The organism is Sphingomonas sp. BGYR3, from assembly GCF_025153455.1.
Taxonomy (GTDB): Bacteria; Pseudomonadota; Alphaproteobacteria; order Sphingomonadales; family Sphingomonadaceae; genus Sphingomonas.
In genome coordinates this window covers 1,591,933-1,615,544 of record NZ_JANZNT010000001.1, presented here as the reverse complement: position 1 = coordinate 1,615,544, position 23,612 = coordinate 1,591,933, and the positions used below count along the sequence as shown (strand labels likewise).

The window sequence follows — 23,612 nt, the reverse complement described above, 5'->3', positions numbered from 1 at the left end:
CAGCGGGATCAGCCCGCGCACTTGACCGTCACGTCGGCCACGGTGCCCAGTGCGACCCGGCCCAGGCTGAACGTCACGCGGCCCGCCGTTTCCAGCTGGAACGGCGTGCTCACCCGGCTCATGTCAGCACCGCCTGCCCGGAAGCATTGCAGCGGCACGGCCACGGTCTTCCACTCGCCGACCGGCAGCGCAGCCAGTTCGGGCGCAGCGACGGTCGCCGTCTTGCCATCCGCGCTGGTCAGGCTGAACTGCATGGCGGATGCGGGCTTTTCATCGATGCGCAGCGTAGTCAGCAACAGCACCTCGCCATTCGTTTCCCGCGATACGTCGACCGGTGTGAAATTGTTCAGTTGCACCACCTGACGCCCGCCGCCAGCCATGACGAAACGCCGTGCCCCTTCCTGGATCCCGTAATCGACCGGCGTCACGGTCACGCGGCCGTCCAGCGCGCTGGCCGATCCCGTCGTGATGCGCGTGCCGCCATCGGACCCGCCGGCAACGATCAGCGACCAGCTGGACGCGGGCACGCCGCGGGCGAAATAGACGCCGTTTTCCGCCGTCTCCCGGATCCCGGCATCTTCGGACAGGGGCTTCCACGTCGGTTGCGCCGTCCGTGCGGACAGGCCGTAGCCAAAGGGATAGAGGGTCGGGCCGCCATGCACCGCATTGGCCGGCCATGCGGTCGGCAGCTTGCCGGTAAAGTCGCGCTTTGCCTGACCATTACGGCCCGCCACCATTACATCGGCGACACCTGCGCCCTCCGACCCCGGCAACCAGGCGACGACGAATGCGTCAGCCGCGTTGAGCGCCGGATTCATGTAGAGTGGCCGGCCCGTGATCATCACGGCGACCACGGGAATGCCCTGTGCCTTCAGCTTTTTCATCGTTTCGATGGGACCGGTCAGCTCCGCCTTGAGCTGCAGCGACTGAATGTCGCCCTGAAACTCGGCATAGGGGGTTTCGCCGAACACGACGACGGCGACATCCGGCTTTTTGGTATAGCTGCCATCGGGCGACAGGGACGCACTGCCCCCGGCATCCTTCACAGCGGTTTCCAGCCCCTTCCAGATGCTGGTCGCGCCCGGAAACTGACTGTTATTGAGGCCGGTTCCCTGCCACGTCAGCGTCCAGCCGCCAGCCTGCCGCGCGATATCGTCCGCCGCGTCGCCAGCGACCAGCACATTCGCGCCCGGCTTCAGCGGCAGAAGGGAGCCCTGATTCTTCAACAGGACCAGCGACTTGGCAACCGCCTCCCGCGCGATGGCGCGATGTTCGGGCGCGCCGAGCAGGTTCCACTGGCCAGAATAGGGACGCGATGACGGCTTGCCCGCCTCGAACAGGCCAAGCCGCATCTTGACGCGCAGAACCCGGGCCACCGCCTCGTCCAGCCGTGCCATCGGCACCTCGCCCGACTTCACCTGTGCGGTGAGCGAGGCATAGAGGTCCTTCCACGTGTCCGGCGCCATGTACATGTCGATGCCGGCATTCACCGCCGTGGCGCAGCTGGCGTTGGTGCACCCCTTCAGCTGTCCATGCGCGTTCCAGTCGGTCACGATGAAGCCGCCAAAGTTCATCCGGTTCTTCAGCACATCGGTCACCAGCCCGCGATGGCCGGCAATCTTGACGCCGTTCCAGCTGGAAAAGCTGGTCATCACCGTTTCAACGCCCGCCTCGATCGCCGGGACATAGGGGGCCCCATGGATGCGGATCAGCGTATCCTCATCGATCGCGGCGTCGCCCTGATCCCGGCCGTCGGTCGTGCCGCCATCGGCCAGAAAATGCTTGGTGCTGGCAAGGACATAAGGCCCTTTCAGCATCGGGCCGCCATCGACGGGGCCCTGCAGCCCCTTGATCATCCGGCCGACATAGCTGGCGACCAGCGCGGGATCGGATGAATAGCCCTCATAGGCGCGGCCCCACCGATAATCCTGCGGCACGGTGATCGTGGGGGCAAAGGTCCATTCCTGACCGGTCACCCGGATTTCCACGGCGGTCGCCTTGCCGATCTTCTCGATCAGGTCCGGATCCCGCATCGCGCCCAGGCCGACATTGTGCGGAAACAGCGTCGCCCCGATGATGTTGGAATGGCCGTGCACGGCATCGGTCCCCCAGACGATCGGGATGCCCTGCTTACCGTCGCGTTCGTCCATGGACGCGGCGTAGAATTCGTCCGCCAGCTTCAGCCAGTCCTGCGCCGGGCCAAGATCATTGCCATAGGGGCCGGAATTGCCGCCGTTCAGCACCGATCCCAGGTGATATTTGCGCACATCCTCGGGCGTGACCGCCGCCAGGTCGGCCTGAAGGATCTGGCCGACCTTTTCCTCGACGCTCATCCGCGCGATGAGCGCCTTGATGCGGGCTTCGTGATCGGCATTGACCGGCACCTTCCATTGCGGCGCGGGCCACTTTTCCGGATGCACCTGCGCTGCGGCCGGAACGGCCAGCGGATCGGCACCAGCGGCGGCAGCGTTGCTCTGTGCCGTGTTTGCCTGTGTCACAGTGGCCGCGCATCCCGCCAGCAACATGCTGGCCGATGCGGCCAAACCGGCGCGTGCGAACATCATCCTCTCCCCCATCGGCTCCATTGTCGCGCCTTCCATGCCTCAGCCTGACAACGCTGACAAGTTCCTGTTGCCTGCGTTCCCGCTGCTGCACCTTTTGTCGTGCAAACGATCAACGAGCGGCCTCGCGCAGCGATGGCGTCGATCCGGACGGGCGAAAGACGACGATGACGATCAGCGCAACGATCGCACTCACGATGATTGCCGGAATGACGGAGCGCGTTCCGGTAAGGCTGAGCGCGATCAGCTGCGGTGCAATCGCCTGCGCCAGTTTCCGGGCGATGGAGCACAGCGCATAGGTGCGCGCGGCAAAGCCCGTTCCCTGATCGCCCGATCGTTCGACCACCACCGGGACCAGCGCCCAGAACATGACCGACATGCCGTTCCCTGCCGTGATCGCCAGCGTGATCGCCCCAAGGTGAAAGGGCAGGCCAAACGGCAGGATCAGCGCCAGGACAGCCGCAACATTCAGCACGCCCGCAATAACCAGCACGGCGACACGTCCCCGCCGCCTTGCCGCGGCGGCCCATAGCGGCGTTGCAAGCAATAGCGTCAGGCCGGGCAGGAACGTGGCAAGATAGCCCGCACGCAGCGATCCCTGTTCCTCGAATAGCAACAGCAGCGTCTTGTTGACCACCGTCACGGCGCATCCCGCGACCAGGATGGTGGCAAGCAGCCGGCGCAGCACGGCCGATCCCCGCAGCATGACGGGCAGGGCGGCCATGGTCGCCATCAACGACCGGCTTTCTGGTGCTGCGGCGGTGCTGATCCGTTCCCGCACGCCGATCACCGTCGCCAGAAAGGCGGGCAGGGCCAGCACCGCCAGCAACAGCGCGCCGCTGCGGAAATCGGCAATCCCGCTGCCATTGGCCGGCATCGCGAAATAGACGCCGGCCGCGATCATCCCGCCGATCGCCGCACCCTGCATCCGGGCGCCGGTCAGTGCCAGATGGTCGAGCGGCCGGTCCGAAATTCGCGCGGTCAGCGCGGCATAGGGGATGTTGCCAAGGCTGTAGCAAAAGCGCAGCGCGACATGGATCGCCAGCACGGCGGCGAACAGCGGCCATCCGTCCAGCGGCAACGGCATGAACGCCAGTGCAAGCAACAGGCCGGACAGCGGGCCGCCAATGCCGACCCAGATGCGCATCGGGCGCGTCCGGCTCATCCGGTCTGCAACCGCACCGACGGTCGGATCGGCAACCCAGTCGATGACCGAACCGATCAGAAATATCAGCGATGCCGCCCCTGCGGACAGGCCTAGCCCGCGCAGGTAGAAAAAGAGCAGGAACAGCTCCATCGACTGCCAGACGAAATTGAAGCCCAGATCGCCCGCGGCATAGGCAATCCGTTCCCGCCGCGTGATCATGCGGCGACCATCACCGGCGCGGCGGCGCCACCGAATCGCGCAGCATCAGCGTGTGGGGATGCACGACGCTGTCGGCACGTTCGCCCTGTTCCAGCTGCTGGATCAGCATCTCTGCGGCGCGAAAAGCCATGTCGTACACTGGCTGTTTCACGGTCGTGATCCGGGGCCAGGTGATCCGGGAAACCTCGGAATCGTCAAATCCGACGATTGAAACATCGCCCGGCACGTCCAGCCCCAGATCCCGGGCGGCCATCAGCGCACCGACTGCCATGTCGTCATTCTGCGCCAGAATGGCCGTGGGTCGCGGCTTGGCGGACAGCAATGCCTGCGCCGCCTCGAACCCGGATTCAAAGGTGAAATAGCCCTGGCCGCGCGGCGTCTCTGCCATGTCCAGGCCATGCTCGGCAAAGGCCTGTCCGAACCCTTCAAGGCGGGCCTGGCTGGCGGAATGGGTCGGATCGCCCAGGATGATCGCGACCCGCCGGTGCCCCTGTGCAAGCACGTGATCGGCAATGCCGCGCGCCGCCGCCACATCGTCCAGCAGGTTGTTGTTGCCCAGTTCCAGCATTTGCGTTGGCGCAATGCGGGCAAAGGGGAGCTGCGCCGATGTCAGTTCGCGCAGGATACGGGGATGATCCGATGCCGGCGGGGCCAGCACGACGCCGTCCAGCGCCGCCGACCGCAACAGTCCCGTCACCTCATGCGCGCGCGTGGCGATCGAGTGAACCGGCAGCACGATCAGGCGATACCGCTCCTCCCGCAACCGGTCGAGCACGCCCATCTGAAGGTCGACGACATAGCTGGGGCTGGGCTTTTCATAGACCAGACCCAGCAGATAGGAGCGACGCCGCACCAGCCCCTGGGCCAGCATATTGGGGTGGTAATCCAGTTCCCGTGTGGCGGCGTTCACGCGTTCGCGTACTGCCGCGGTCACATGGGGTTCGTTGTTCAGGACGCGCGACACCGTCTTGGTGGAAACGCCAGCGCGCTCCGCGACCTCCCGGATCGTTGTCCTCTTTGCCCCTGTCACTCCGCAAGTCCTGACGGCAAAGCACTGGATCGTCAATCATCCTGACGCACCGGCCCCGGCCTCGACCCAGGCCCGGGCAGCGGCCAGTTCCTCGACGAATCTGCGCCGCTCCCTTTCGGCAAGCTCTGGATCGGGCAGGCGCAGCAGATAGCTGGGATGCACCGTGATCCAGCCCGCACCCCCGTCCGCAAACTGCACCGGCCGTCCCCGCTCTCGCCCAATGGTAACGGCCTTTCCGGCAAGTGCGCGCGCCGCCGTTGCACCCAGCGCGATGGTCAGCCGCGGCCGCACGATCGCCCGCTCCTGATCCAGCCACCATTGGCATGCCCGGATTTCGTCCGTGACGGGCGATTGATGGATCCGCCGCTTGCCGCGCGGCTCGAACTTGAAATGCTTCACCGCGTTGGTGACATACAACCGCGCGCGATCCAGCCCGGCCTGGGCCAGCGCGGCGTCCAGCACCTGACCCGCCGGGCCGACAAAGGGATGGCCGGCCAGATCCTCCTGATCGCCCGGCTGCTCGCCGACCAGCATGATGTCCGCATCCGGCGGCCCTTCGCCGAACACCGTTTGCCTTGCGGGTTGCCACAGGGGACAGCGGCGACAGCTTGCCGCCTCTTCCCGCAGGGCGGCGATGGCGCCGGCGGCGTTGCCGGATGGGGATGGCTGCGCGGCGGTGTCGATCATGCGGCTTTCCCGTTGATGCGCCCCCGCAATCAACTGTCCGATCAACGCGGTTTCGGCCATGTTGTGCCAGTATTTGCGCGGCATTTCCTTCAGCATCGCGCCGATCTTGACGCGCGCGGGATTGAAGATCGCGCCGTAATAGGTCTTCCAGATCGCCTCGACCGGGTCGTCCGCGGGCGCATCGGCGCGCGTTGCGCCGGGCCCTTCGACCAGCGTCGATCCGTCCCAGTGGATCGACAGCGCCGGTGTCAGGATCGACCAGCGCATCGCGGCAAAGCGATCGACGAAGAACCGGGCATTATGCCGCACGATATGATGCTGCGGTTCGAACCACGCGACGAACCGTTCCCCGTCCTGATCCATCACGGTGCGGAAGCGGACAAAGGCGCGCATCTTGTGAATGTCCCGCCGCACCGCCTTGGCCATGTCCTCCAGCTGGCGAAGCGACGGGTCCGCCCGGTCCTCGATCGCCCCCGGTTGCCGCTGCAGCCGGATCAGCAGGGCATAGAGGCGCGCGAACCGGCTGGGGTCGCTATGCTGGATGGCGCTTCGGGCAAGGTCGAGAAACGCCCGGGGCACGCGCAGATTGACGGGCGGATCGGATGGCGGCGGCAGCGGAGCATCGGCGCCGAACAGATCACCCGCATCGCCCGCCACGCGCCAGACCGCGCCATCGGGCGCAACGCGGGCCAGCGCCAGCGCCCGGGCCGCCTGTCGCCAGCCGTCGAAATCGTCCGGCTCATCCAGCGTGATCTGATGCGTCAAGCCGGAAACAGCTCCAGCTGCTCGCGCTGCGGCCGGAGGCTGTGTTCGATCGCCAGGCTGTCGCTGAGCATCACCGGGCGCCAGTCCGCCGCGACAAGGAACGGTCGAAGCCTGGCAATGGAAACCGTCAGCCGGGCGACATCCTCCAGCCGAAGACGCCGATGGCGCCGCGCCGCAAGGATGGCGTTGACCGCCTTGACGCCCAGACCCGGTACCCGGAGCAGCATTTCGCGCGGTGCCCGGTTGATGTCGACCGGAAACCGTTCCCGGTGCTTGAGCGCCCAGGCCAATTTGGGGTCGATGTCGAGCGGCAGCATCCCCGTTCCGCTGTCTGCCGCATCGGCAACCTCGGCTGGCGCAAAACCGTAAAACCGCATCAGCCAGTCCGATTGATACAGGCGATGTTCCCGCATCAGCGGCGGCCGTTTCAGCGGCAGGACCGTGCTGGCCGACGGGATCGGGCTGAACGCCGAATAATAGACGCGGCGCAGCGCAAACCGGTCATACAGCGTCGCTGCCCGGCCCACGATGTCGCGGTCGGACGCGGCGTCAGCGCCGACGATCATCTGCGTCGACTGACCCCCAGGGGCAAAGCGCGGCGCCGATCGATAGCGTTTGCGCGCATCGCGCGCGTCCAGGATCGACCGGGCCATGCCGCCCATCGCGCCTTCGATCTGCCCCTCCGACTTTTCCGGAGCCAGGCGCTTCAGGCCCGCAGCGGTCGGCAATTCGATGTTGATCGAAATGCGATCGGCATGTCGGCCCGCCGCCGCGATCAGTTCCGGGTCCGCGTCCGGGATCGTCTTCAGGTGGATATAGCCGCGAAACTGGTGATCCTCGCGCAACGATCGGGCAACCTCGACCAGCTGTTCCATGGTATAGTTGGACGAGTGGATGATGCCGGAGGACAGGAACAAGCCCTCGATATAATTGCGGCGATAGAAATTCAGCGTCAGATCAACCACTTCGCGCGCGGTAAAGCGGGCGCGGCGCACATTGCTGCTCTTCCGGTTGATGCAATAATGGCAATCAAACACGCAGCTGTTGGTCAGCAGGATCTTCAACAGGCTGATGCACCGACCATCGGGGGTGTAGGCGTGGCAGATGCCCGACCCGGTGGTCGAACCCAGCCCTTTTCCATCGCGCGAATGGCGCTTGGTCGTGCCCGATGACGCGCAGCTGGCATCATATTTTGCCGCGTCGGCAAGGATTTCCAGTTTCTGCCGCGTATCGAGCTGTGCCATTCGTTCCTTTTATGTTCTGTTGCCGCAAAGGGCAAGCGGAACGCGGGCGGGGCGGGTTATTCCAGCGGCAGATCCGTCTCTGCTTCACGCCGGGCGCGCGAATCGGCCTTGGACGCGCGGGCGGCGCGGGCGAAGCACCCGGTGCCACCGCCGGCACCGACGGTCGAGCAGCTGCCCGTGCCGAAATCGCCGACACGCAGCGCATCTTCCTGCCGCACGGCCCAGCTTTCCTTGCTGGGTGCGATTTCCGGGTCGCGCAGTTTCTGAGGGATGCGGAACCGCTCACCCTCGGGCAGGCGACGGCAGACATAAATCTCTTCGCCATCCGAATTGGTCGGGCATTTGTCATCGCCAAAGATGTCGAGCACGCCGCCGCGCACCGTCTGCGCGCTGGCAGGGGCGGGGATCGTTGCAAGGCCGGCAAGGGCCGCCAACGCGATCAGTGCAGTGCGGGTCATCCTGTTAAGCTCCTCTCTCTGCACCATTAACGCATGACGAGGGCGAATGGCATCAAATTCGCTTCGACAGCGCGATGGCGGCGCGGCAGCCCAGGCGGATCACGCCGGACAGCACGGGATAGGCGACGGCCTGTTCGGCGCCGGCCTCTAATGCCGCGTCCTTGTGCTCCAGCTCTTCGGCCCGAAACTCCGCCACCGCCGCCGACAATTCGGGGTCGGTATCGCCCAGTTCGTCCAGCTGATCGCGATAATGGCGGTCAATCTCTGTTTCGACCGCGACGGTGCAGGCCATCGCCGCCTTCGGGCCGATCGCCGCGGTGACAGCACCCAGCGCAAACCCCGCCGCGTCCCACAGTGGATGCAGGATGGTCGGCCGCACACGCCGTTCCGCCATCATCCGGTCGAAAAAGGCGCGGTGGCGCTCTTCCTGCCGGGCCATGCCGGCGATTGCGCGGGCGGCCTCACCGCGATCGCCCATCACGGCAAGCTGGCCGGCATAGATGCGGGTCGCGCCATATTCGCCCGCCTGATTGACGCGAATCATCGATTCGATGTTCGGGGCGGAGCGGGGGGCTGCGATGGTCATAGCGGCTTCCTCTTGAACAACAGCGCCAAGATGGTGAGGGCGCCGCCCAGCGACAACAGCGCATTGAACCCGGCAAGGGAAATACCGGCAAAGGTCCATTGCGGCTGGTCGCAGGAAATGACCGGCATCGCCAGGATATCCTCGATGGTGCCCGCACCGGTCATGGTCGATGCGCAGGGCGCAAGGTTGGGCCACCAGTGATATTCGACCCCGGCATGATAGACGCCGATCATGCCGCTGATCAGGATGGCCAGCATCGCCAGCGTGACCAGGCCGGTCCGCTGGCTGCGGCCCGGAATGACAAAAGCCAGTCCGGCCAGCACGATCGCGGCATAATGCGGCCAGCGTTGCCAGTGGCACAGCTCGCACGGATACAGCCCGCCCAGATATTGCGACGCCAGCGCCCCCAGGATCAGGGACAGCGGCAGCAGAAACGCGATCCAGCGCGCCAGCCGGAGGGACGGGCTCATGCGGCGGTGCTACCGGGGATCAGCGGCCGCCCGCGGGCTTGCCCGCCGCCGCCTTTTCCGTCGCGGCCTGTCGCACGTTCGGGCCAAGGCGGCCGATGGTCTGCAGCGCGTAATGCAGCTGGAAATCCTCGATGCCCTGCTTCTTCAGGTCCTCTGGCTTGGCGGAAAAGCGGGGATCGTCCTTGGCATCGTCTTCGAGCAGCTTGTCGTCGACCTTTGCCTCGTTGACCAGATGGCGGCGCAGGTCCGCCTCGCGGATTACGCGGCGGCTGCGCCGGTCCGGATCGCTGATCTGGGGCACGGCAAGGTCGGGGCTGATGCCGCCTTCCTGCACCGACCGGCCGGACGGCGTGTAATAGCGCGCCGTCGTCAGGCGCAGCGCCGATTGCGGGCCGACCTGAATCAGGGTCTGCACCGACCCCTTTCCAAAGGTGGTTTCGCCCATCACGAGGCCGCGATGGTGATCCTGAACCGCGCCGGCGACGATTTCGGATGCAGAAGCGGTGCCGGCATCGACCAGGACGATCAGCGGCAATCCGCCGGTCAGATCGCCCTTCACCACGGTGCGGCCTGACTGGTACCGATCCGGCTGATCGGCGAAATAGCGTTCGATATCGCCCTTTTCCCGGCCGCGCTGGGACACGATTTCGCCATTGGCCAGAAAGATGTCGGATACCTCGACCGCCTGGGACAGCAGGCCGCCGCCATTGTCGCGCAGGTCGATGACATAGCCGAGCGGCTTTTTGCCCAGCGTCTTGTCGATCGCCGCGATCGCGGCACGGGTTTCGGCGCCGGTGGTGCCGGAAAAGGTGTTGATGTTGATGATGCCGATGCCGTCCTTCACCTCCCACTTCACCGCCTTTTGAACGATGGTTTCGCGGGTCAGCTGAACGTCCATCGGCTTTTCGCGGCCGGGGCGGACGATGGTGATGGTGATCTTGCTGCCCGGCGGACCGCGCATCGAGGTGACCGCGGCGTCGAGCGTTTCGCCATAGATCAGCTTGTTGTCGATATGGGTGATGTAGTCGCCCGCCTTGATCCCGGCGCGGAAGGCGGGGGTGTCTTCGGTCGGGGCAATCACCTTGACCACCCCGTCCTCCATCGTCACCGACAGGCCAAGGCCGCCATAATTCCCTTCGGTCGCGATGCGCATATTCTCGAAATCGAGCGCATCGACATAGGAGCTGTGCGGATCGAGCGCGGCCAGCATCCCCTGGATCGCGCCCTTCATCAGCGTCTTGTCGTCCACCTGATCGACATATTGGGCGCGCACGCGGGTGTAGACGTCCATAAAGGCGTCCAGCTCGCGATAGCTTTCGGTATCGACCTGCGCCATCGCGCCGGTGGCGACCGGGACCATCGCCAACGCGCCCACCAGGGCAGTGGCTTGCAGCAGGGGACGGATCATCGGGCGGATCGCTTTTGAAGTGGCCATGGCACCAGACTAGCGGCTTAAATCGCCACTAGCAAAGGCCTGCCGCGATGAACGCCGGATGAAGCGCAATCAGGGGGTAACGACGCGGGCCGTTTCGCCATCGCCCTGCGGCGCGGCGATGATGTCGCGGGTGGTCGTGCCCTTGTTCACCACGCTGGTGTCGGGATCACCGACCGAGGAGCGCACGCCGACCTCTGCACCCGAAGCGCCTGCGGCTTCCAGCATCGAGGTTTCGGTGGCGCTGCGCGGTGCAGGCTTGCCGAACAACGCCTCCAGCGCCTCTTGCTGCGGGCCGTTTTCCTGCGGGCGGGCGGCGCCGGGCTGCGGCGGCACGAGCGCGAAATCGGGCGGGATCACCAGCGGCGCCTGACGCGCGACGGCAAATTCGTCGGGCCGGTTGCGGTCGAGACCGCCACGGCCGCCACAGGCAGCGGTGCTGAGCACGATGCCGGCAAGTCCGGCGGCAAGGATGGCCTTACGCATTCACATTCTCCGTCGCGGAATCGCTGGGTCCGCCCTGTTGCTGCGGCTTGTCGCGCACAAGCAGGGCGCGCGCAAGCAGGATAACGACGCCGATGCTGATCGCGGCATCGGCCACGTTGAACACCAGAAACGGCGACCAGTCGCCGAAATGCAGGTCGGCATAATCGACGACATAGCCAAAACGGATGCGGTCGATGATGTTGCCGATGGCCCCGCCCAGCACCAGGCCAAGCGCGAACAGATCCGGGCGGCTGGTTTCCCGCGTGATCCACCAGGCAACGGCAATGGCGATGGCGCCGGTCATCGCGACCAGGGCCCAGCGCATCAGGTCATTTTCCGCCTGAAGCATCCCCATCGACACCCCCTCGTTCATCACGAAGCGCAGGGTAAAGATGGGCAGGACGGCGATTTCCTGTCCCTCCTGCGTCAGGCCGAGCGGGCCGGTGACGACATATTTCACCACCTGATCGGCGATCAGGACGAGAAGGGCGGTGATGCCGCCAAGGCCGGTCAGGTTGCGGATCATGCAATCACCTCTGCGCACCGGTCGCACAGCGCGCCGTCCTCGACAACCTCGGGCAGCAGACGCCAGCAGCGGCCGCATTTGTGATGTGCGGTACGGGCGACGGCGATGCTGTCATCCGACCCGTCATGCACGGCGGCGACGATGAAGATTTCGGCCAGTTCGGCGGCGGGACGCAGCAGGTTCGGCACCGTCACCTCCGCCTCCAGGCTGGAGCGGACGATCTTTTCGCGGCGCAGCGGCTCGATCGCCTCGGTTACCGCTTCGCGCTGGCGGCGGATATCGGCCCATTCGGTCATCATCGGATCGTCGCCGGGAAGCGCAGGCAGTTCCGGCCATTCAAGGAAGTGGACCGAGCCGTCGTCCGACGGGAAACGGGCCTGCCACACTTCCTCTGCCGTGAAGCACAGGATTGGCGCGGCATAGCGGACAAGGGCGTGGAACAGCACGTCCATCACGGTGCGGCAGGCGCGGCGCTTCACGCTGTCGGCCGCATCGCAATAGAGTGAATCCTTGCGGATATCGAAGAAGAAGGCCGACAGATCGTCCTGTGCAAAGTCGATCAGGGCGCGGCTGTAGCGGTTGAACTCGAACGCCTCGGCCGCTGCGCGCAGTTCGGCATCCAGCGCGCCGAGGCGGGTCAGGATGTACCGCTCAAGCTCCGGCATCTGTTCGACCGGCAGCTTTTCGGCATCGGTGAACCCGGCCAGCGCGCCAAGAAGGTAGCGGAAGGTATTGCGCAGTTTCCGGTAGGCATCGCCCGTGCCGGCCAGCACTTCCTTGCCGATGCGCACATCCTCGAAATAATCGGTCTGCGCGACCCAGAGGCGGAGGATATCGGCGCCCGATTCGTCGATCACCTTGAGCGGATCGACGACATTGCCCAGCGATTTCGACATCTTGCGGCCCTGGCCATCAAGGGCGAAGCCGTGGGTCAGGACGGCATCATAGGGCGCGCGGCCGCGCGTGCCGCAGCTTTCCAGCAAGCTGGACTGGAACCAGCCGCGATGCTGATCCGACCCCTCCAGATACAGGTTCGCGCGGGTGCCAACACCATAGCGTGCCTCGACCACGAAGCTGTGGGTGGAACCGCTGTCGAACCAGACGTCGAGGATGTCGGTGACGACGTCATAATCCGCGAGATTGTGGTCGGGGCCGAGCAGCGCCTGATGATCGGCGACGTACCAGGCGTCCGCCCCGCCGGTGCGGAAGGCATCGAGGATGCGGGCGTTGACGGCCGGATCGCGGAGGTAATCGCCCGTCTGGCGATTGACGTAGAGCGCGATAGGCACGCCCCAGGCGCGCTGGCGGCTGATCACCCAGTCGGGGCGGCCCTCCACCATCGACCGGATGCGGTTGCGGCCCTTTTCCGGAACGAAGCGGGTGCGGTCGATGGCGTCGAGCGCAAGGTTGCGCAGGGTGGGGGCGTTGGCCGTGTCACCCTCACCCTTCCGCGCCTCCGGCGCTCCCTCCCTCTCCCATTGGGAGAGGGAGTTGCGGTCCATCGGGATGAACCATTGGGGGGTGCAGCGGAAGATGATCCGCGCCTTGCTCCGCCAGCTATGCGGATAGCTGTGCTGGAAAGGGGCGGCGGAGAGCAGCGCGCCAGCGGTGCGCAGGTCGGCGCAGATCGGGCCTTCGGGGGCGTTGAACTTGGCGTTGATGACGCTGAGGCGGCGTTCGTCCGCACCGCCCAGCCACGCCCAGTCGTCGCGGTAGCGCCCATCGTCCATCACCGCAAAGACGGGTTCGATCCCGTTCGCCTTGCACAGGGCAAAGTCGTCCTCGCCATGATCCGGCGCCATGTGGACAAGGCCGGTTCCCGCATCGGTGGTGACGAAATCGCCCGGCAGGAAGGGGCGCGGCTTGGCGAAAAAGCCGCCCAGTTCGTGCATCGGGTGACGAGCGGTGGCTCCGGCGAGTGCGGAGCCCTTCAGAACTTTCGTCTCATCGAGCCAAACCCAAGCTTTGGAGATGCCGAAGCCGCTTAGGTCAAGCTTTGCCAACTCTGCGTTTATGCGGTCCTCGAAAGCGCCTTGGAGATGGCGTGCGATTAGCACGTTCTGTTGAGAGAGCAGCGGATAAGTGCTCTCGATATAGGAAAACGCACCTTCATAATCGCCGCCGGCGTCGGTTGCCAGATAGCAATGGGCCAGACAGTACTCAACCTCCGGCCCATAGGCCAAGGCCTGGTTCACCGGGATGGTCCAGGGGGTGGTGGTCCAGATCACCGCGTGAGCGCCGACCAGTTCGGGGGCGTTGGGGGCTTCCACGATCTCGAAGGCGACGTCGATCTGGGTCGAGGTGACGTCTTCATATTCCACCTCGGCCTCGGCCAGGGCGGTTTTTTCGACGGGGGACCACATCACCGGCTTGGCACCGCGATAGAGCTGACCGCTTTCCGCGAACTTCAAAAGCTCGCCCGCGATCGTCGCCTCGGCCTCGAACTTCATGGTCAGGTAGGGGTCGGTCCAGTCGCCCATGACGCCGAGCCGCTGGAACTGCGCGCTCTGCACGCCCACCCAATGCTGGGCATAGGCGCGACATTCGGCGCGGAATTCGGACGGGGGCACCTCGTCCTTCGACTGCTTTTTCTTGCGATACGCCTCCTCGATCTTCCATTCGATCGGCAGGCCGTGGCAATCCCAGCCGGGGACATAGGGTGCGTCCTTGCCCATCAGCGACTGGCTGCGGACGATGATGTCCTTCAGCACCTTGTTCATCGCATGGCCCATGTGAATGTCGCCATTCGCATAGGGCGGGCCGTCGTGCAGGATGAAGCGTTCGCGCCCGGCGCGCTGTTTGCGCAGGGCATCGTAAATGCCGATCCGCGCCCAGCGATCGAGGATCTGCGGTTCCTTGCCCGCAAGCCCGGCCTTCATCGGAAAGTCGGTGACGGGAAGGAAGACGGTGTCGCGGTAATCCACCTGATTCGTGGCGCGCTTGGGATCGGTCGTGTCGGTCATAGGAACTGCGCGCATTAGCGCGGGCAGGCTGGGGTGACAAACCGTTTGCGCTAGCGGGGTGGCGGGCGGTTGACGGGCGAGTTTTGACAGTTTTGACACAATGACCCGGTTTACGAGCGACGTCGACCGGCCATGCGGGGGTACAGGCGGGCGAGGCGGACGCGGTCATGGCGCCAGCGAAGCAGACGAAATCCTACATTTCCAGCGGTTTAGCGGGCGAGCGCCGCGCGGGCCGCATCGCAATCGCGCGCCATCTGATCCTTGAGCGCATCAAGGCTGTCGAACCGCCCCTCCGGCCGGATGAAGTCGATGAATTCAACCTCGATCCGCTGTCCATAGAGGTCGCCCGAAAAATCGAAGAAATAGGGTTCGAGCAGCTCTGTGGCCTGACCCTCGATCGTCGGGCGGATGCCGAGATTGGCCGCGCCGTCCAGCACGCGCCCGTCGGCAAGATGGCCGCGCACGGCATAGATGCCATAGGCCGGGCGCAGATACTGGCCCATCGACAGGTTGGCGGTGGGATAGCCGAGTTGCCGCCCCAGCTTTGCGCCATGTTCCACCACCCCCTCGACCGCGAAGGGGCGGGTGAGCAGGCGCGTGGCTTCCCGCGGATCGCCCGCCTGAAGCGCGGCGCGGATGCGGCTGGAGGAAATGACCTCGCCATCGCTGACCGGGGCGACGATGCGGGCGGAAAAGCCGAGGGTTTCGCCCAGCATCGCCAGCACATGGACATCGCCGTCGCGGCCCTTGCCAAAGGTGAAGTCAGCGCCGGTGACGACCCCCGCCGCCCCGGCATGGGCGACCAACCGTTCGCCGCAGAATTGCCGGGCGGACAGGCCGGCAAGCGCGGCGTCAAAGCCGAAGACGAGCATCGCATCGGCCCCGGCCTGCGCGAACAATCGCTGCCGCTGATCCAGCGTGGTCAGGCGGAAGGGCGGGGTGTCGGGGCGAAAGAAGCGGACGGGATGCGGATCGAAGGTGGCGATGATCGCCGGGCGGCCAAGCGCGTGCGCCCAGCGGATCGCCTCATCCGCCACGGCCTGATGCCCGGCGTGAAACCCGTCGAAATTGCCCAGCGCGACGATGCCGCCGCGAAACGCCGGGGGCAGCGCCGAGCCGCCGTCAAGCCGCTCCATGGCGCCGGGCTATAGGGGCGGCGGACCCGGAAGCCAATGCCGTCGGCGGGCGGTATCTGGAGGGGCGGTTTCGTGCCGCGCCCGTTACTGTACCAGACCGCGCCGCCAGCCGACCCAGATCGAGGCGAGCAGATACCCGGCCATCAGCACGGTCAGCATCGTCCAGCTGGACACGTCGGGCACCAGCGCCAGCTTGGCCAGCGTCGCCCAGATGAACAGGGCAAGCTGCATCGTCCAGAAACAGACCGCGCCTGTTTGTGCGATGATCGATCGGTTCAGCTCGTCCGACCGCCGCCACAGACGGATGTTGAGCCAGCTTTCCACCGCCACCAGCGCCAGGATCGCGACGGCAGCGGGCACGCCGATGGCGGACAGATCGGCCAGGTTGGCGAGCAGCGGCGGGGCGGCGAACAACAGGCCGGCCAGCGTGCACAGCGCGGCCTGCATCCGCGCGGACCAGATGGCGTCGGGATCGACCGTTTCGCCCGGTTCCATCGTCTTGTCGATCATCCGGGCATAGCGCGCCGGGCTGGACGCGGCGAACCACGTCATGACGCCTGCAAAAATGAGGATCGCGGCGATGGCGAGCGAGGCGATATCTTCCCCTGGCCAGGGGGCCGCGCCATCGAGCCGGCCCGACGCCTTCAGCCATTTGCCGAACAGAAAGCCGACCAGCCCGCCCACCACCGCACCGGCCAGAAGCTTAAGGCCGATGCCGACCAGTTTCTGCCGCCAGCCTGCCACGTCATTCGCCATCGTCGCCGTTCCCGTCATCACCCGTTGCTCCCGTCAGCGGTTCGGGGGGCGTCCAGTCGTCGAGAAAGATCGAATCGACACCCGTGCCGAACAATCTGGCCAGCCTGAGCGCGAGCGGCAGGCTGGGGTCGTATTTGTCGGTTTCGACCGCGTTGATCGTCTGACGCGACACGCCGAGCATCCGGGCCAGATCGCCCTGACTGATCCCCGCTTCGGCGCGCATGACGCGCAGCCGGTTCTTCACGCCCGCACCTGACAAACACTCTGGTCCATATGACAAGATTTCTTGTCATGATTCGGCCCGGATGTAAAGAGTGTTGGACATGATATGCATGACCAAACGAATTTTTCGTCGATGAGCTTGGGCGGATGTCGACGGGAATTTTGACGCACAGAAGCACAAGACCGAAAAATCGAATCTGCACAATAGCTTACGAAGTCACTGATTCGCTTGACTTTTTGGGAAGATTTTTGTATGTCAAGTCGGTCAGTGAAAGTCTGTTCGCGACGGACTAATCAGGCACTGCCCGCCCGATGATGTGGCCCAGCTAGAGTGCGGACACTGAGGGCGGGCAGATAGTCTATCACAAAAGCTTGTTAAGCCTCTGCGCGGTTTCGCGCATAGATTCGTCAGGGAATAATTTCAGCCCGAAGCGCTTGCCGTATCGCGTGTAGATGGTGGCAGATAGATTTCTCAAAAAGCGGTCGTCGGTCATACCAAACATTTTCGGTTCGATAGCCATTGCAAATGATGACGCTGCAATGTCAGCTAAATGGACAGGCGTTTCATCCTCGTGTTTGGTCACGATGGGATCATCATTAGAAATCGCGGACCATTCAGCGCTACAGTTGTGTGCACACCGACGAAGACGGCGGAAATAATCGAACATCTCTGGATATGGATACATTCGCTGCTCGGAGAGCACCAATTTGCAAGGGCCATTTGCTCGATCTGGCAGCGTTTTAGCATCGCGCACAGCCCACGACACCCTTTCGACCAGCATCTTCAAGAGATAGTTGTATTCGTTTGAATGATTATCGCGGATGTATGTACCGCCCATGGATGGCTTGTGAGCCGCGACGAACACAGTAGCAACCTTCGCTCGCCCAAGCTGCTGACTCAGAAGAAACCGATTTTTATCTGATTCTCTGGAAAACTTTTGATAGCGCCGGTCGCTGCTAGCTGCATCGCGGCACTCTCTAAAAATGCTAGTGGCCTGGCCTAGCCAATCATCGCGCACAATGACTGCCGTCATAGCCAAAAATTGGCTAGAGCCTTCGCCAAACCTGTTTCCGGAGCATCCGCTTTCATCAATGAAAGCTGTAAAGTTCGAAGGCGGAACTGACATGGCCGATACCAAGAACGAAGACGACGTACTTCGCAAGATGTTGAACACGCCTTCAAAGCCGCACGACAAGCGGAAAGAGTCAAGCGAGCCACCGTTTTGAAAGGAAGCATGGCTAGCCTGATTGCTGCTCCCAAGGCGGTTTGTATTCCATAGGTCTTATTTCGCCTGTCTCTGTCGATTTCTGCCCAGCGGCGGATGCTTAGGCTGTGCCTGGACCAATCCGCCGATAGGTGAGGCGCTTGCCAGCAATTCTACGCAGCGCGATTTCAGCGCGGCTGTCGTCATTCACGCCAAGGGCAACGCGGTTCGTGCAGCGGAAATCGAATTCAGCCAAATAGCGCTTGAGATGCGATCGTCCGTCACCCCGGCCTTGTGGCGGGGTCAAGGGCACCGCTGTGAGGTTTGGACGCCGATGCACGCTGGATGCCGGAACAAGTCCGGCATGACGAAGGGGATGGCGCACCCCCTCTTGATTCCGCAGTGCACACAGACTATTAACACTGGTGTAAGTAGGAAGGTGGCGATGGCGACCCAGGCTGAATTGATCCGTATTGACCCCGCCCCGGCCCCCGGCGTCGAGGCAGCGCAGCCGCAGCACAATCCGGGCGTGCCGATGCGGCGCAACTGGCGGGCGGCATGGACCGCGACGCGCGCGCTGTTGGCGAATGGCGACGATACGGTGCAGGTGTTCCGCATCATGCGGGCGCTGAACGGCGATGTGACGCTGCGCAATTACCGCCGGATGCTGGCGCACCCCCAGGGCGGGCGGCTGGCCTATCACCGGACCGAGCTGTCCGAGCGGTTTTGCGACCGGGCATGGCTGGACGCGCTGCCCGAAGGGACGGTGGGCGCGCATTACCGCGCGTTTCTGGACCGCACCGGATTTTCGGCCAAGGGGCTGGCGGAGATTTCGGTGGCCGACAACGAGGGCTGGCAGTCGATCGAGCATCCCGTTGCATGGATGGGGCGGCGCGAGCGCGACATTCACGACATCTGGCACGTGCTGACCGGATACACCGCCGAGGAGCATCTGGGCGAGGCGTGCCTGGTCGCGTTCTCCTATGCTCAGACCGGCGGGCTGGGCTGGGCCGCGATCGGCGTGGCGGCGGCGCTCAAGAGCCTGAAGGTCACGGGCGAGCGGCATTTCGCGGCGGCGGTGATCGAGGGATATCGCAACGGCAAGCGCGCATCCTGGCTGCATGGCGAGGATTATGAGGCGCTGCTGGCCGAGCCGCTGGACGCCGCGCGCCGCCGCCTGAACATCGCCGAGCCGGTGAAGTACAAGGCAGCGCAGGCGCGGCTTCGCGAACAGGGCATTCAGGGCATCTGAACCCCGGCACGATTGACCCCGGAATATACGGATCGTATATGGTTCGTATATTCATGGAGGATGGCGGCGCATGGGCATCGTAAAGATCGAGGACGAACTGCACGAGGCGGTGCGACGGGCGAGCGCAGTCATGTGCCGGTCGATCAACGCGCAGGCCGAATTCTGGATGAAGATCGGGATGCTGGCCGAGGCCAATCCCGCGATGAGTTTTACCGAGATCGTGCAGATGGAGATGCAGCGGGCGCGGATCGAGCCGGATCACGCCCGTGTCGCCTGATCTGATCAAGACGCCCGCCGAACTGGAGCTGATGCGGATATCGGGCCGGTTGCTGGCGCAGGTGTTCGAGATGCTGGACGGGATCGACCTGACCGGCCTGTCCACCCTGGCGATCAACGACCGGGTCGAGCGGTTCATCGTCGAGGAGTTGCAGGCGCGACCGGCGAGCAAGGGGCAGTATGGCTTTGCCTATGTCCTCAACAGCTCGGTGAACAATGTGGTGTGCCACGGCGTCCCCGATGCGGCGACGATCATCCGCGATGGCGATATCGTCAATCTGGACATCACGCTGGAAAAGAACGGGTTCATCGCCGATTCCAGCAAGACATACATGGTCGGCAATGTCGCGCCGCACGCCCGGCGGCTGGTGCAGGTGGCGCAGGAAGCGATGTGGAAGGGGATCGGCGCGGTGCGCGCGGGCGCGCATCTGGGCGATATCGGCCATGCCATCGAACGGCACGCGAAGAAGCACGGTTATTCGGTAGTGCGCGACTATTGCGGCCACGGCATCGGGCGGGAGATGCACGAGGAACCATCGGTGCTGAATTTCGGGCGGCCCGGCACCGGCATGATGCTGCGCGAGGGCATGGTGTTCACCGTCGAGCCGATGATCAATCAGGGGACGCGGCGCGTCTCGACACTGGGAGATGGCTGGACGGTGGTGACCGACGACGACCGGCTGTCGGCACAGTTCGAGCACACGGTAGCGGTGACGCGCACCGGAGCCGAGGTGCTGACGCTGCGCAAGGACGAGCGGGTGGCGAAGGCCGCGGCGTAGCGACCCGAAGCCGTTACTGCGCCAGAATTGCGCTTGCCTTTGCCTCGCCCTCTGCCTTGATCGCGCGGGCCTTTGCTTCTGCCTGTTCAGTGACGACATCGGCCTCGCGCTTCAGGGCGTCGGCGCGGACCTGAAGCCGCTTGGCCTCGTACGTGCCCATCTGCCCTGCCTCGTTCATCAGCGCCTCTGCCTGGCTTTCCATGCCGGCGGTGACGTTGCCCGCCTCTGCCATCACCGATTCGGCACGGGCCGCAGCCTCGTCGCGCAGCTGATCGGCCTGTTTCTCCTGCGGCGTCTGAGGCGAGCAGGCGGCCAGCGTCAGGGTGGCGAGGATCAGGGCGGTGCGGATCATGCGAAGTTCTCCTGTCGGCGCAGCTTTAGTCGATGCGCCGGGGAAATGAAAAGCGCGCTGATGCGTTTGGGGTTCCCGATGAAATGAACGAGGCGTAACGCTGCCCCCCGTGCTGTCCCGCCTGACCCTGACCGATTTTCGCAATCATGCCGCGCTGGACCTGGATCCCGGTGCCGGGTTCGTCGTGCTGACCGGCGACAATGGCGCGGGCAAGACCAATGTGCTGGAGGCGGTGAGCCTGTTTGCGCCCGGCCGGGGGCTGCGCCGGGCCGCGCTGTCCGCCATGGCGCGCGACGGGGGGCCGGGCAATTTCGCGGTGACCGCCGAACTGGATGGCGGGACGCGGGTCGGCACCGGCACGGCGGCCAGTGCGCCCGAACGCCGGATCGTGCGCGTGAACGGGGCCAATGCGCCCGCCGCCGCGCTGGCCGAATGGCTGAGCGTCCTGTGGCTGACCCCGGCGATGGACCGGTTGTTCGTCGAGGCGGCATCGGAGCGGCGGCGGTTTCTGGACCGGCTGACGCTGGCGCTGGCCCCGCGCCACGGGACGGAGGTGACGCGGTACGAGGCGGCGATGCGCCAGCGCGGGCGGTTGCTGGCGGACGAGCGGCCGGCCGATCCGCAATGGCTGGATGCGCTGGAGGCGCGGATGGCCGAGCATGGCCGGGCGGTTCACGCGGCGCGGACAGCGACGGTGGCGATGCTGGGCGAGCGGCTGGCTGAGGCACCGGCCGACCGGTTTCCGGCGATGTCGGCGGTGCTGGAGGGATGGGACAGCCAAGCGGACCTGGCCGCGATCCTGCGGCGCGGGCGGGCGCGCGATGCGGCGGCGGGCCGCGCGATCGAGGGGCCGCACCGGGTCGACCTTTCCGTCACCCATCTGGGCAAGGGGCAGGCGGCGGCGAATTGTTCGACCGGCGAGCAAAAGGCGCTGCTGCTGTCGATCATGCTGGGCCATGCCGCGCTGGTCGAGGAACGGCGGGGCGCGCCGCCGGTTCTGTTGCTGGACGAGGTGGCGGCGCACCTGGACCCCCATGCGCGCGCCGCTTTGTTCGAGCGGCTGGCCGGGCGGGGGCAGGTGTGGATGACGGGGACGGAAACCGCGCCATTCGCCATGCTGGGCGATCAGGCAAGCTGGGTGCGGATCGGGGGATGACCGAGCCGCCGGAGCAGCCGGAGTTCGTGGTGGCGGGGCATCGGCTGCGCCTGCTGGATACCGGCCCGCGCCGCTATGCCGCGCTGATCGACCTGATCGATGGGGCCAGCGAGCGGCTGGACGTGCTGTATTACATTTACGAGCCGGACGATGCGGGCGCGGCGGTGCTGAACGCGATGGTGCGCGCGGCCGGGCGGGGCGTGGCCGTGACGCTGATCGTCGATGGCCTGGGCAGCGATCCGGCAGCGGACCGTGATTTCTTTCGCCCGCTGATCGCGGCGGGCGGCGTGGTTCGGTTGTTCATCCCCAAGCTGGGCCGCAAATACCTGCTGCGCAATCATCAGAAGTTCGCGATTGCCGACCGGGCGCGGGTGATCGTCGGCGGGTTCAACATCAAGGCGGATTATTTCGGGCTGGCCGACAAGGGCGCGTGGCGCGACCTGGGCCTGTGGGTCGAGGGGCCGGCGGCGGCGCGGCTGGCCGATTATTTCGCGGGGCTCGCCGAATGGACCGCCCGGCCGCGTGCGCCGATCCGGGCGCTGAACCGGCTGCTGGCCGACTGGAGCGAGCCGCAGGGGGCGGTCCGCTGGCTGATGGGCGGGCCGACGCGGCGGCTGTCCCCCTGGGCGCGGATGGTGAAACGCGGGATGCGGCGGGCAAGGCGGGTGGACATGATCGCGGCCTATTTCGCGCCGGGTCCGGGGATGCTGCGACGGCTGGGCAAGGCGGGCAGGCGGGGCCGGGTCCGCATCGTCCTGCCGTCCGTCACCGACAACTGGGCCGCGATCTGGGCGTCGCGCTTTACCTATGCCGGGCTGCTGCGGCGGGGGGTGCGGATCTTTGAATATCGGCGGACCAAGCTGCACACCAAATTGCTGGTCATCGACGATGCGGTGCATATCGGATCGGCCAATTTCGATTTCCGCAGCCTGTTCCTGAACCTTGAGGTGATGCTGCGCATCGAGGATGCGGCGTTTGCCGCCCATGTCCGCGCCTATATCGACGGTGAGGTTGCCGATTCGGCGGAGGTGACGGCGGCGATGCACAAGGCGCGATCCACGCTGCCCCGCCGGATCGGGCAGGCCATCGCCTATTTCGGGATGAGCGTGCTGGACCCCATCGTGTCGCGGCGGCTGGTCGGGTGGGGCGAGCGCACGCGCGCCCGCCTGTCCCGCTCAGATCGAGGAGGAGGCGGCGATCAGCCAGTCGGGTGAGATCGCGATGATCGCCGATTCGAGCGCCTTGTCGAGGCCGGTCAGGATCGCCAGCCCGACGCCGAGCAGCAGCCAGCCGAGCACGCGGCGGCCACCGGAACCCGCCCCCATCAGCCGCCCGCGCCAGCGCGCCATGACGCTTTGCCCGGCAACGGCGATGAGGACGAGCACGCTGGCGATGCCGAGACCGAAGGCGAACATGACGGCCGCGACCGCGCCAAGGCTGTCCCCCTGCGCCGCAAGCAGGGTTGCCGCGCCAAGCGTTGGGCCGACGCAGGGGCTCCAGACCAGGCCGAGCAGCACGCCGATCGCCGCCTGTCCGGCAAGGCCCCGCTGTTCAAGGCCCGCCTGTCGATCGCTTGCCCAGCCGGAAAGCGGCCCGGCCGCCGTCGCCAGCACAGCCTGGGCACGGGGCACGAGCAGGAACAGGCCGAACAGCGCCAGCATCAGCGCGCCGGACAGGCGGAACAGATCGCCGTCCAGCCCGGCCGATACGCCTGCCGTCGCCAGCAGGAAGCCGGTGCCGGTGAACGAGACGACCAGCCCGCCGGCCAGCGCAAGCGGCCCCAGCCGCCCGGCCTGTGCCGCGCCGCCCAGCACGATGGGCACCAGCGGGAGGACGCAGGGCGACAGGATCGTGAGTGCGCCCGCCGCATAGCCGAGCAGGGGATTAAGGCCGCTTGCCATCGA

General features: G+C 65.5%; 23 protein-coding genes and 1 pseudogene. 5 read left to right on the top strand and 19 right to left on the bottom strand.

Annotated features, from left to right (window positions below):
• Positions 1 to 8: 8 nt before the first annotated feature.
• The 17 genes and pseudogenes from NYR55_RS07665 to NYR55_RS07585 form a co-directional block, all read right to left on the bottom strand.
• Positions 9 to 2,564: a glycoside hydrolase family 3 protein gene (locus NYR55_RS07665; RefSeq protein WP_260020607.1), complete on the bottom strand. Its 2,556-nt coding sequence runs from the start codon at positions 2,562 to 2,564 to the stop codon at positions 9 to 11.
• A gap of 109 nt (positions 2,565 to 2,673) precedes the next feature.
• Positions 2,674 to 3,927, bottom strand: a complete 1,254-nt coding sequence (locus NYR55_RS07660) for an MFS transporter (RefSeq protein WP_260020606.1) — start codon at positions 3,925 to 3,927, stop codon at positions 2,674 to 2,676.
• A gap of 10 nt (positions 3,928 to 3,937) precedes the next feature.
• Positions 3,938 to 4,957 (bottom strand): LacI family DNA-binding transcriptional regulator, encoded by a 1,020-nt coding sequence (locus NYR55_RS07655; RefSeq protein ID WP_260020605.1) that lies wholly within the window; start codon positions 4,955 to 4,957, stop codon positions 3,938 to 3,940.
• A gap of 36 nt (positions 4,958 to 4,993) precedes the next feature.
• A complete protein-coding gene (locus NYR55_RS07650) occupies positions 4,994 to 6,409 on the bottom strand; it encodes a UdgX family uracil-DNA binding protein (protein WP_260020604.1) in 1,416 nt (471 codons plus the stop codon).
• The gene (locus tag NYR55_RS07645; protein ID WP_260020603.1) at positions 6,406 to 7,653 is read right to left on the bottom strand and encodes a putative DNA modification/repair radical SAM protein; all 1,248 of its coding nucleotides are present in this window, start codon (positions 7,651 to 7,653) and stop codon (positions 6,406 to 6,408) included. Before NYR55_RS07645 ends, NYR55_RS07650 begins: the two co-directional genes overlap by 4 nt.
• Before the next feature lie 56 nt (positions 7,654 to 7,709).
• Positions 7,710 to 8,111 (bottom strand): hypothetical protein, encoded by a 402-nt coding sequence (locus tag NYR55_RS07640; RefSeq protein ID WP_260020601.1) that lies wholly within the window; start codon positions 8,109 to 8,111, stop codon positions 7,710 to 7,712.
• A 52-nt stretch (positions 8,112 to 8,163) separates the two neighbouring features.
• Positions 8,164 to 8,697: a demethoxyubiquinone hydroxylase family protein gene (locus NYR55_RS07635; protein WP_260020600.1), complete on the bottom strand. Its 534-nt coding sequence runs from the start codon at positions 8,695 to 8,697 to the stop codon at positions 8,164 to 8,166.
• Positions 8,694 to 9,167: a disulfide bond formation protein B gene (locus NYR55_RS07630; RefSeq protein WP_260020599.1), complete on the bottom strand. Its 474-nt coding sequence runs from the start codon at positions 9,165 to 9,167 to the stop codon at positions 8,694 to 8,696. Before NYR55_RS07630 ends, NYR55_RS07635 begins: the two co-directional genes overlap by 4 nt.
• Positions 9,168 to 9,186: 19 nt before the next feature.
• On the bottom strand, positions 9,187 to 10,575 hold the full coding sequence (locus NYR55_RS07625; protein WP_260020598.1) for a S41 family peptidase: 1,389 nt from the start codon (positions 10,573 to 10,575) through the stop codon (positions 9,187 to 9,189).
• A gap of 96 nt (positions 10,576 to 10,671) precedes the next feature.
• A complete protein-coding gene (locus NYR55_RS07620) occupies positions 10,672 to 11,085 on the bottom strand; it encodes a DUF3035 domain-containing protein (RefSeq protein ID WP_260020597.1) in 414 nt (137 codons plus the stop codon).
• Positions 11,078 to 11,611, bottom strand: coding sequence for a signal peptidase II (gene lspA / locus NYR55_RS07615; RefSeq protein WP_260020596.1), 534 nt, complete (start codon positions 11,609 to 11,611; stop codon positions 11,078 to 11,080). The genes NYR55_RS07620 and lspA overlap by 8 nt, the downstream gene beginning before the upstream one ends.
• Entirely contained in the window at positions 11,608 to 14,574 is a 2,967-nt protein-coding gene (gene ileS / locus NYR55_RS07610; protein WP_260020595.1) for an isoleucine--tRNA ligase, read from the bottom strand. The genes lspA and ileS overlap by 4 nt, the downstream gene beginning before the upstream one ends.
• 209 nt (positions 14,575 to 14,783) lie before the next feature.
• Positions 14,784 to 15,710 carry a bifunctional riboflavin kinase/FAD synthetase gene (locus tag NYR55_RS07605; RefSeq protein ID WP_260020594.1) on the bottom strand — a complete coding sequence of 309 codons (927 nt, stop codon included), beginning with the start codon at positions 15,708 to 15,710 and terminating at the stop codon, positions 14,784 to 14,786.
• Between the two features lie 84 nt (positions 15,711 to 15,794).
• Complete coding sequence (locus NYR55_RS07600) at positions 15,795 to 16,487, bottom strand: hypothetical protein (RefSeq protein WP_260020592.1); 693 nt, start codon at positions 16,485 to 16,487, stop codon at positions 15,795 to 15,797.
• On the bottom strand, positions 16,456 to 16,710 hold the full coding sequence (locus NYR55_RS07595; protein WP_347709659.1) for a helix-turn-helix transcriptional regulator: 255 nt from the start codon (positions 16,708 to 16,710) through the stop codon (positions 16,456 to 16,458). Before NYR55_RS07595 ends, NYR55_RS07600 begins: the two co-directional genes overlap by 32 nt.
• A 340-nt stretch (positions 16,711 to 17,050) precedes the next feature.
• Positions 17,051 to 17,815 (bottom strand): DUF3800 domain-containing protein, encoded by a 765-nt coding sequence (locus NYR55_RS07590; RefSeq protein WP_260021595.1) that lies wholly within the window; start codon positions 17,813 to 17,815, stop codon positions 17,051 to 17,053.
• Positions 17,816 to 18,014: 199 nt separating this feature from the next.
• Positions 18,015 to 18,173 (bottom strand): annotated as a pseudogene (locus tag NYR55_RS07585) (IS1595 family transposase); the annotation flags it as partial.
• A gap of 165 nt (positions 18,174 to 18,338) precedes the next feature.
• Here NYR55_RS07585 and NYR55_RS07580 point away from each other — a divergent pair.
• The 3 genes from NYR55_RS07580 (at position 18,339) to map (ending at position 20,200) form a co-directional block, all read left to right on the top strand.
• Positions 18,339 to 19,145 (top strand): Coq4 family protein, encoded by an 807-nt coding sequence (locus NYR55_RS07580; RefSeq protein WP_347709658.1) that lies wholly within the window; start codon positions 18,339 to 18,341, stop codon positions 19,143 to 19,145.
• 70 nt (positions 19,146 to 19,215) lie between these two features.
• Positions 19,216 to 19,422 carry a ParD-like family protein gene (locus NYR55_RS07575; protein WP_260020591.1) on the top strand — a complete coding sequence of 69 codons (207 nt, stop codon included), beginning with the start codon at positions 19,216 to 19,218 and terminating at the stop codon, positions 19,420 to 19,422.
• Position 19,423: 1 nt separating this feature from the next.
• Positions 19,424 to 20,200, top strand: coding sequence for a type I methionyl aminopeptidase (gene map, locus NYR55_RS07570; protein ID WP_260021593.1), 777 nt, complete (start codon positions 19,424 to 19,426; stop codon positions 20,198 to 20,200).
• A gap of 13 nt (positions 20,201 to 20,213) precedes the next feature.
• Here map and NYR55_RS07565 read toward each other — a convergent pair whose 3' ends face one another.
• A complete protein-coding gene (locus tag NYR55_RS07565; RefSeq protein WP_260020590.1) occupies positions 20,214 to 20,552 on the bottom strand; it encodes a hypothetical protein in 339 nt (112 codons plus the stop codon).
• A gap of 109 nt (positions 20,553 to 20,661) precedes the next feature.
• On the opposite strand from NYR55_RS07565, the gene recF reads away from it, so the two are divergent.
• Positions 20,662 to 21,708 (top strand): DNA replication/repair protein RecF, encoded by a 1,047-nt coding sequence (gene recF / locus NYR55_RS07560; protein ID WP_260020589.1) that lies wholly within the window; start codon positions 20,662 to 20,664, stop codon positions 21,706 to 21,708.
• On the top strand, positions 21,705 to 22,922 hold the full coding sequence (locus tag NYR55_RS07555) for a phosphatidylserine/phosphatidylglycerophosphate/cardiolipin synthase family protein (RefSeq protein WP_260020588.1): 1,218 nt from the start codon (positions 21,705 to 21,707) through the stop codon (positions 22,920 to 22,922). Before recF ends, NYR55_RS07555 begins: the two co-directional genes overlap by 4 nt.
• Here the strand turns inward: NYR55_RS07555 and NYR55_RS07550 are convergent.
• Positions 22,884 to 23,609, bottom strand: a complete 726-nt coding sequence (locus tag NYR55_RS07550; RefSeq protein WP_260020587.1) for a cytochrome c biogenesis protein CcdA — start codon at positions 23,607 to 23,609, stop codon at positions 22,884 to 22,886. The genes NYR55_RS07555 and NYR55_RS07550 overlap by 39 nt on opposite strands.
• Between the last annotated feature and the right edge of the window lie 3 nt (positions 23,610 to 23,612).

Coding starts and splice junctions, on each gene's coding strand:
- NYR55_RS07550 (WP_260020587.1), bottom strand. CDS start 23,609: ATGGCAAGCGGCCTTAATCCCCTGCTCGGCTATGCGGCGGGCGCACTC.
- NYR55_RS07645 (WP_260020603.1), bottom strand. CDS start 7,653: ATGGCACAGCTCGATACGCGGCAGAAACTGGAAATCCTTGCCGACGCG.
- NYR55_RS07590 (WP_260021595.1), bottom strand. CDS start 17,815: ATGTCAGTTCCGCCTTCGAACTTTACAGCTTTCATTGATGAAAGCGGA.
- ileS (WP_260020595.1), bottom strand. CDS start 14,574: ATGACCGACACGACCGATCCCAAGCGCGCCACGAATCAGGTGGATTAC.
- NYR55_RS07635 (WP_260020600.1), bottom strand. CDS start 8,697: ATGACCATCGCAGCCCCCCGCTCCGCCCCGAACATCGAATCGATGATT.
- NYR55_RS07640 (WP_260020601.1), bottom strand. CDS start 8,111: ATGACCCGCACTGCACTGATCGCGTTGGCGGCCCTTGCCGGCCTTGCA.
- NYR55_RS07580 (WP_347709658.1), top strand. CDS start 18,339: ATGGCGACCCAGGCTGAATTGATCCGTATTGACCCCGCCCCGGCCCCC.
- NYR55_RS07555 (WP_260020588.1), top strand. CDS start 21,705: ATGACCGAGCCGCCGGAGCAGCCGGAGTTCGTGGTGGCGGGGCATCGG.
- lspA (WP_260020596.1), bottom strand. CDS start 11,611: ATGATCCGCAACCTGACCGGCCTTGGCGGCATCACCGCCCTTCTCGTC.
- NYR55_RS07605 (WP_260020594.1), bottom strand. CDS start 15,710: ATGGAGCGGCTTGACGGCGGCTCGGCGCTGCCCCCGGCGTTTCGCGGC.
- NYR55_RS07630 (WP_260020599.1), bottom strand. CDS start 9,167: ATGAGCCCGTCCCTCCGGCTGGCGCGCTGGATCGCGTTTCTGCTGCCG.
- NYR55_RS07665 (WP_260020607.1), bottom strand. CDS start 2,564: ATGATGTTCGCACGCGCCGGTTTGGCCGCATCGGCCAGCATGTTGCTG.
- NYR55_RS07660 (WP_260020606.1), bottom strand. CDS start 3,927: ATGATCACGCGGCGGGAACGGATTGCCTATGCCGCGGGCGATCTGGGC.
- NYR55_RS07575 (WP_260020591.1), top strand. CDS start 19,216: ATGGGCATCGTAAAGATCGAGGACGAACTGCACGAGGCGGTGCGACGG.
- NYR55_RS07565 (WP_260020590.1), bottom strand. CDS start 20,552: ATGATCCGCACCGCCCTGATCCTCGCCACCCTGACGCTGGCCGCCTGC.
- NYR55_RS07620 (WP_260020597.1), bottom strand. CDS start 11,085: ATGCGTAAGGCCATCCTTGCCGCCGGACTTGCCGGCATCGTGCTCAGC.
- NYR55_RS07625 (WP_260020598.1), bottom strand. CDS start 10,575: ATGATCCGTCCCCTGCTGCAAGCCACTGCCCTGGTGGGCGCGTTGGCG.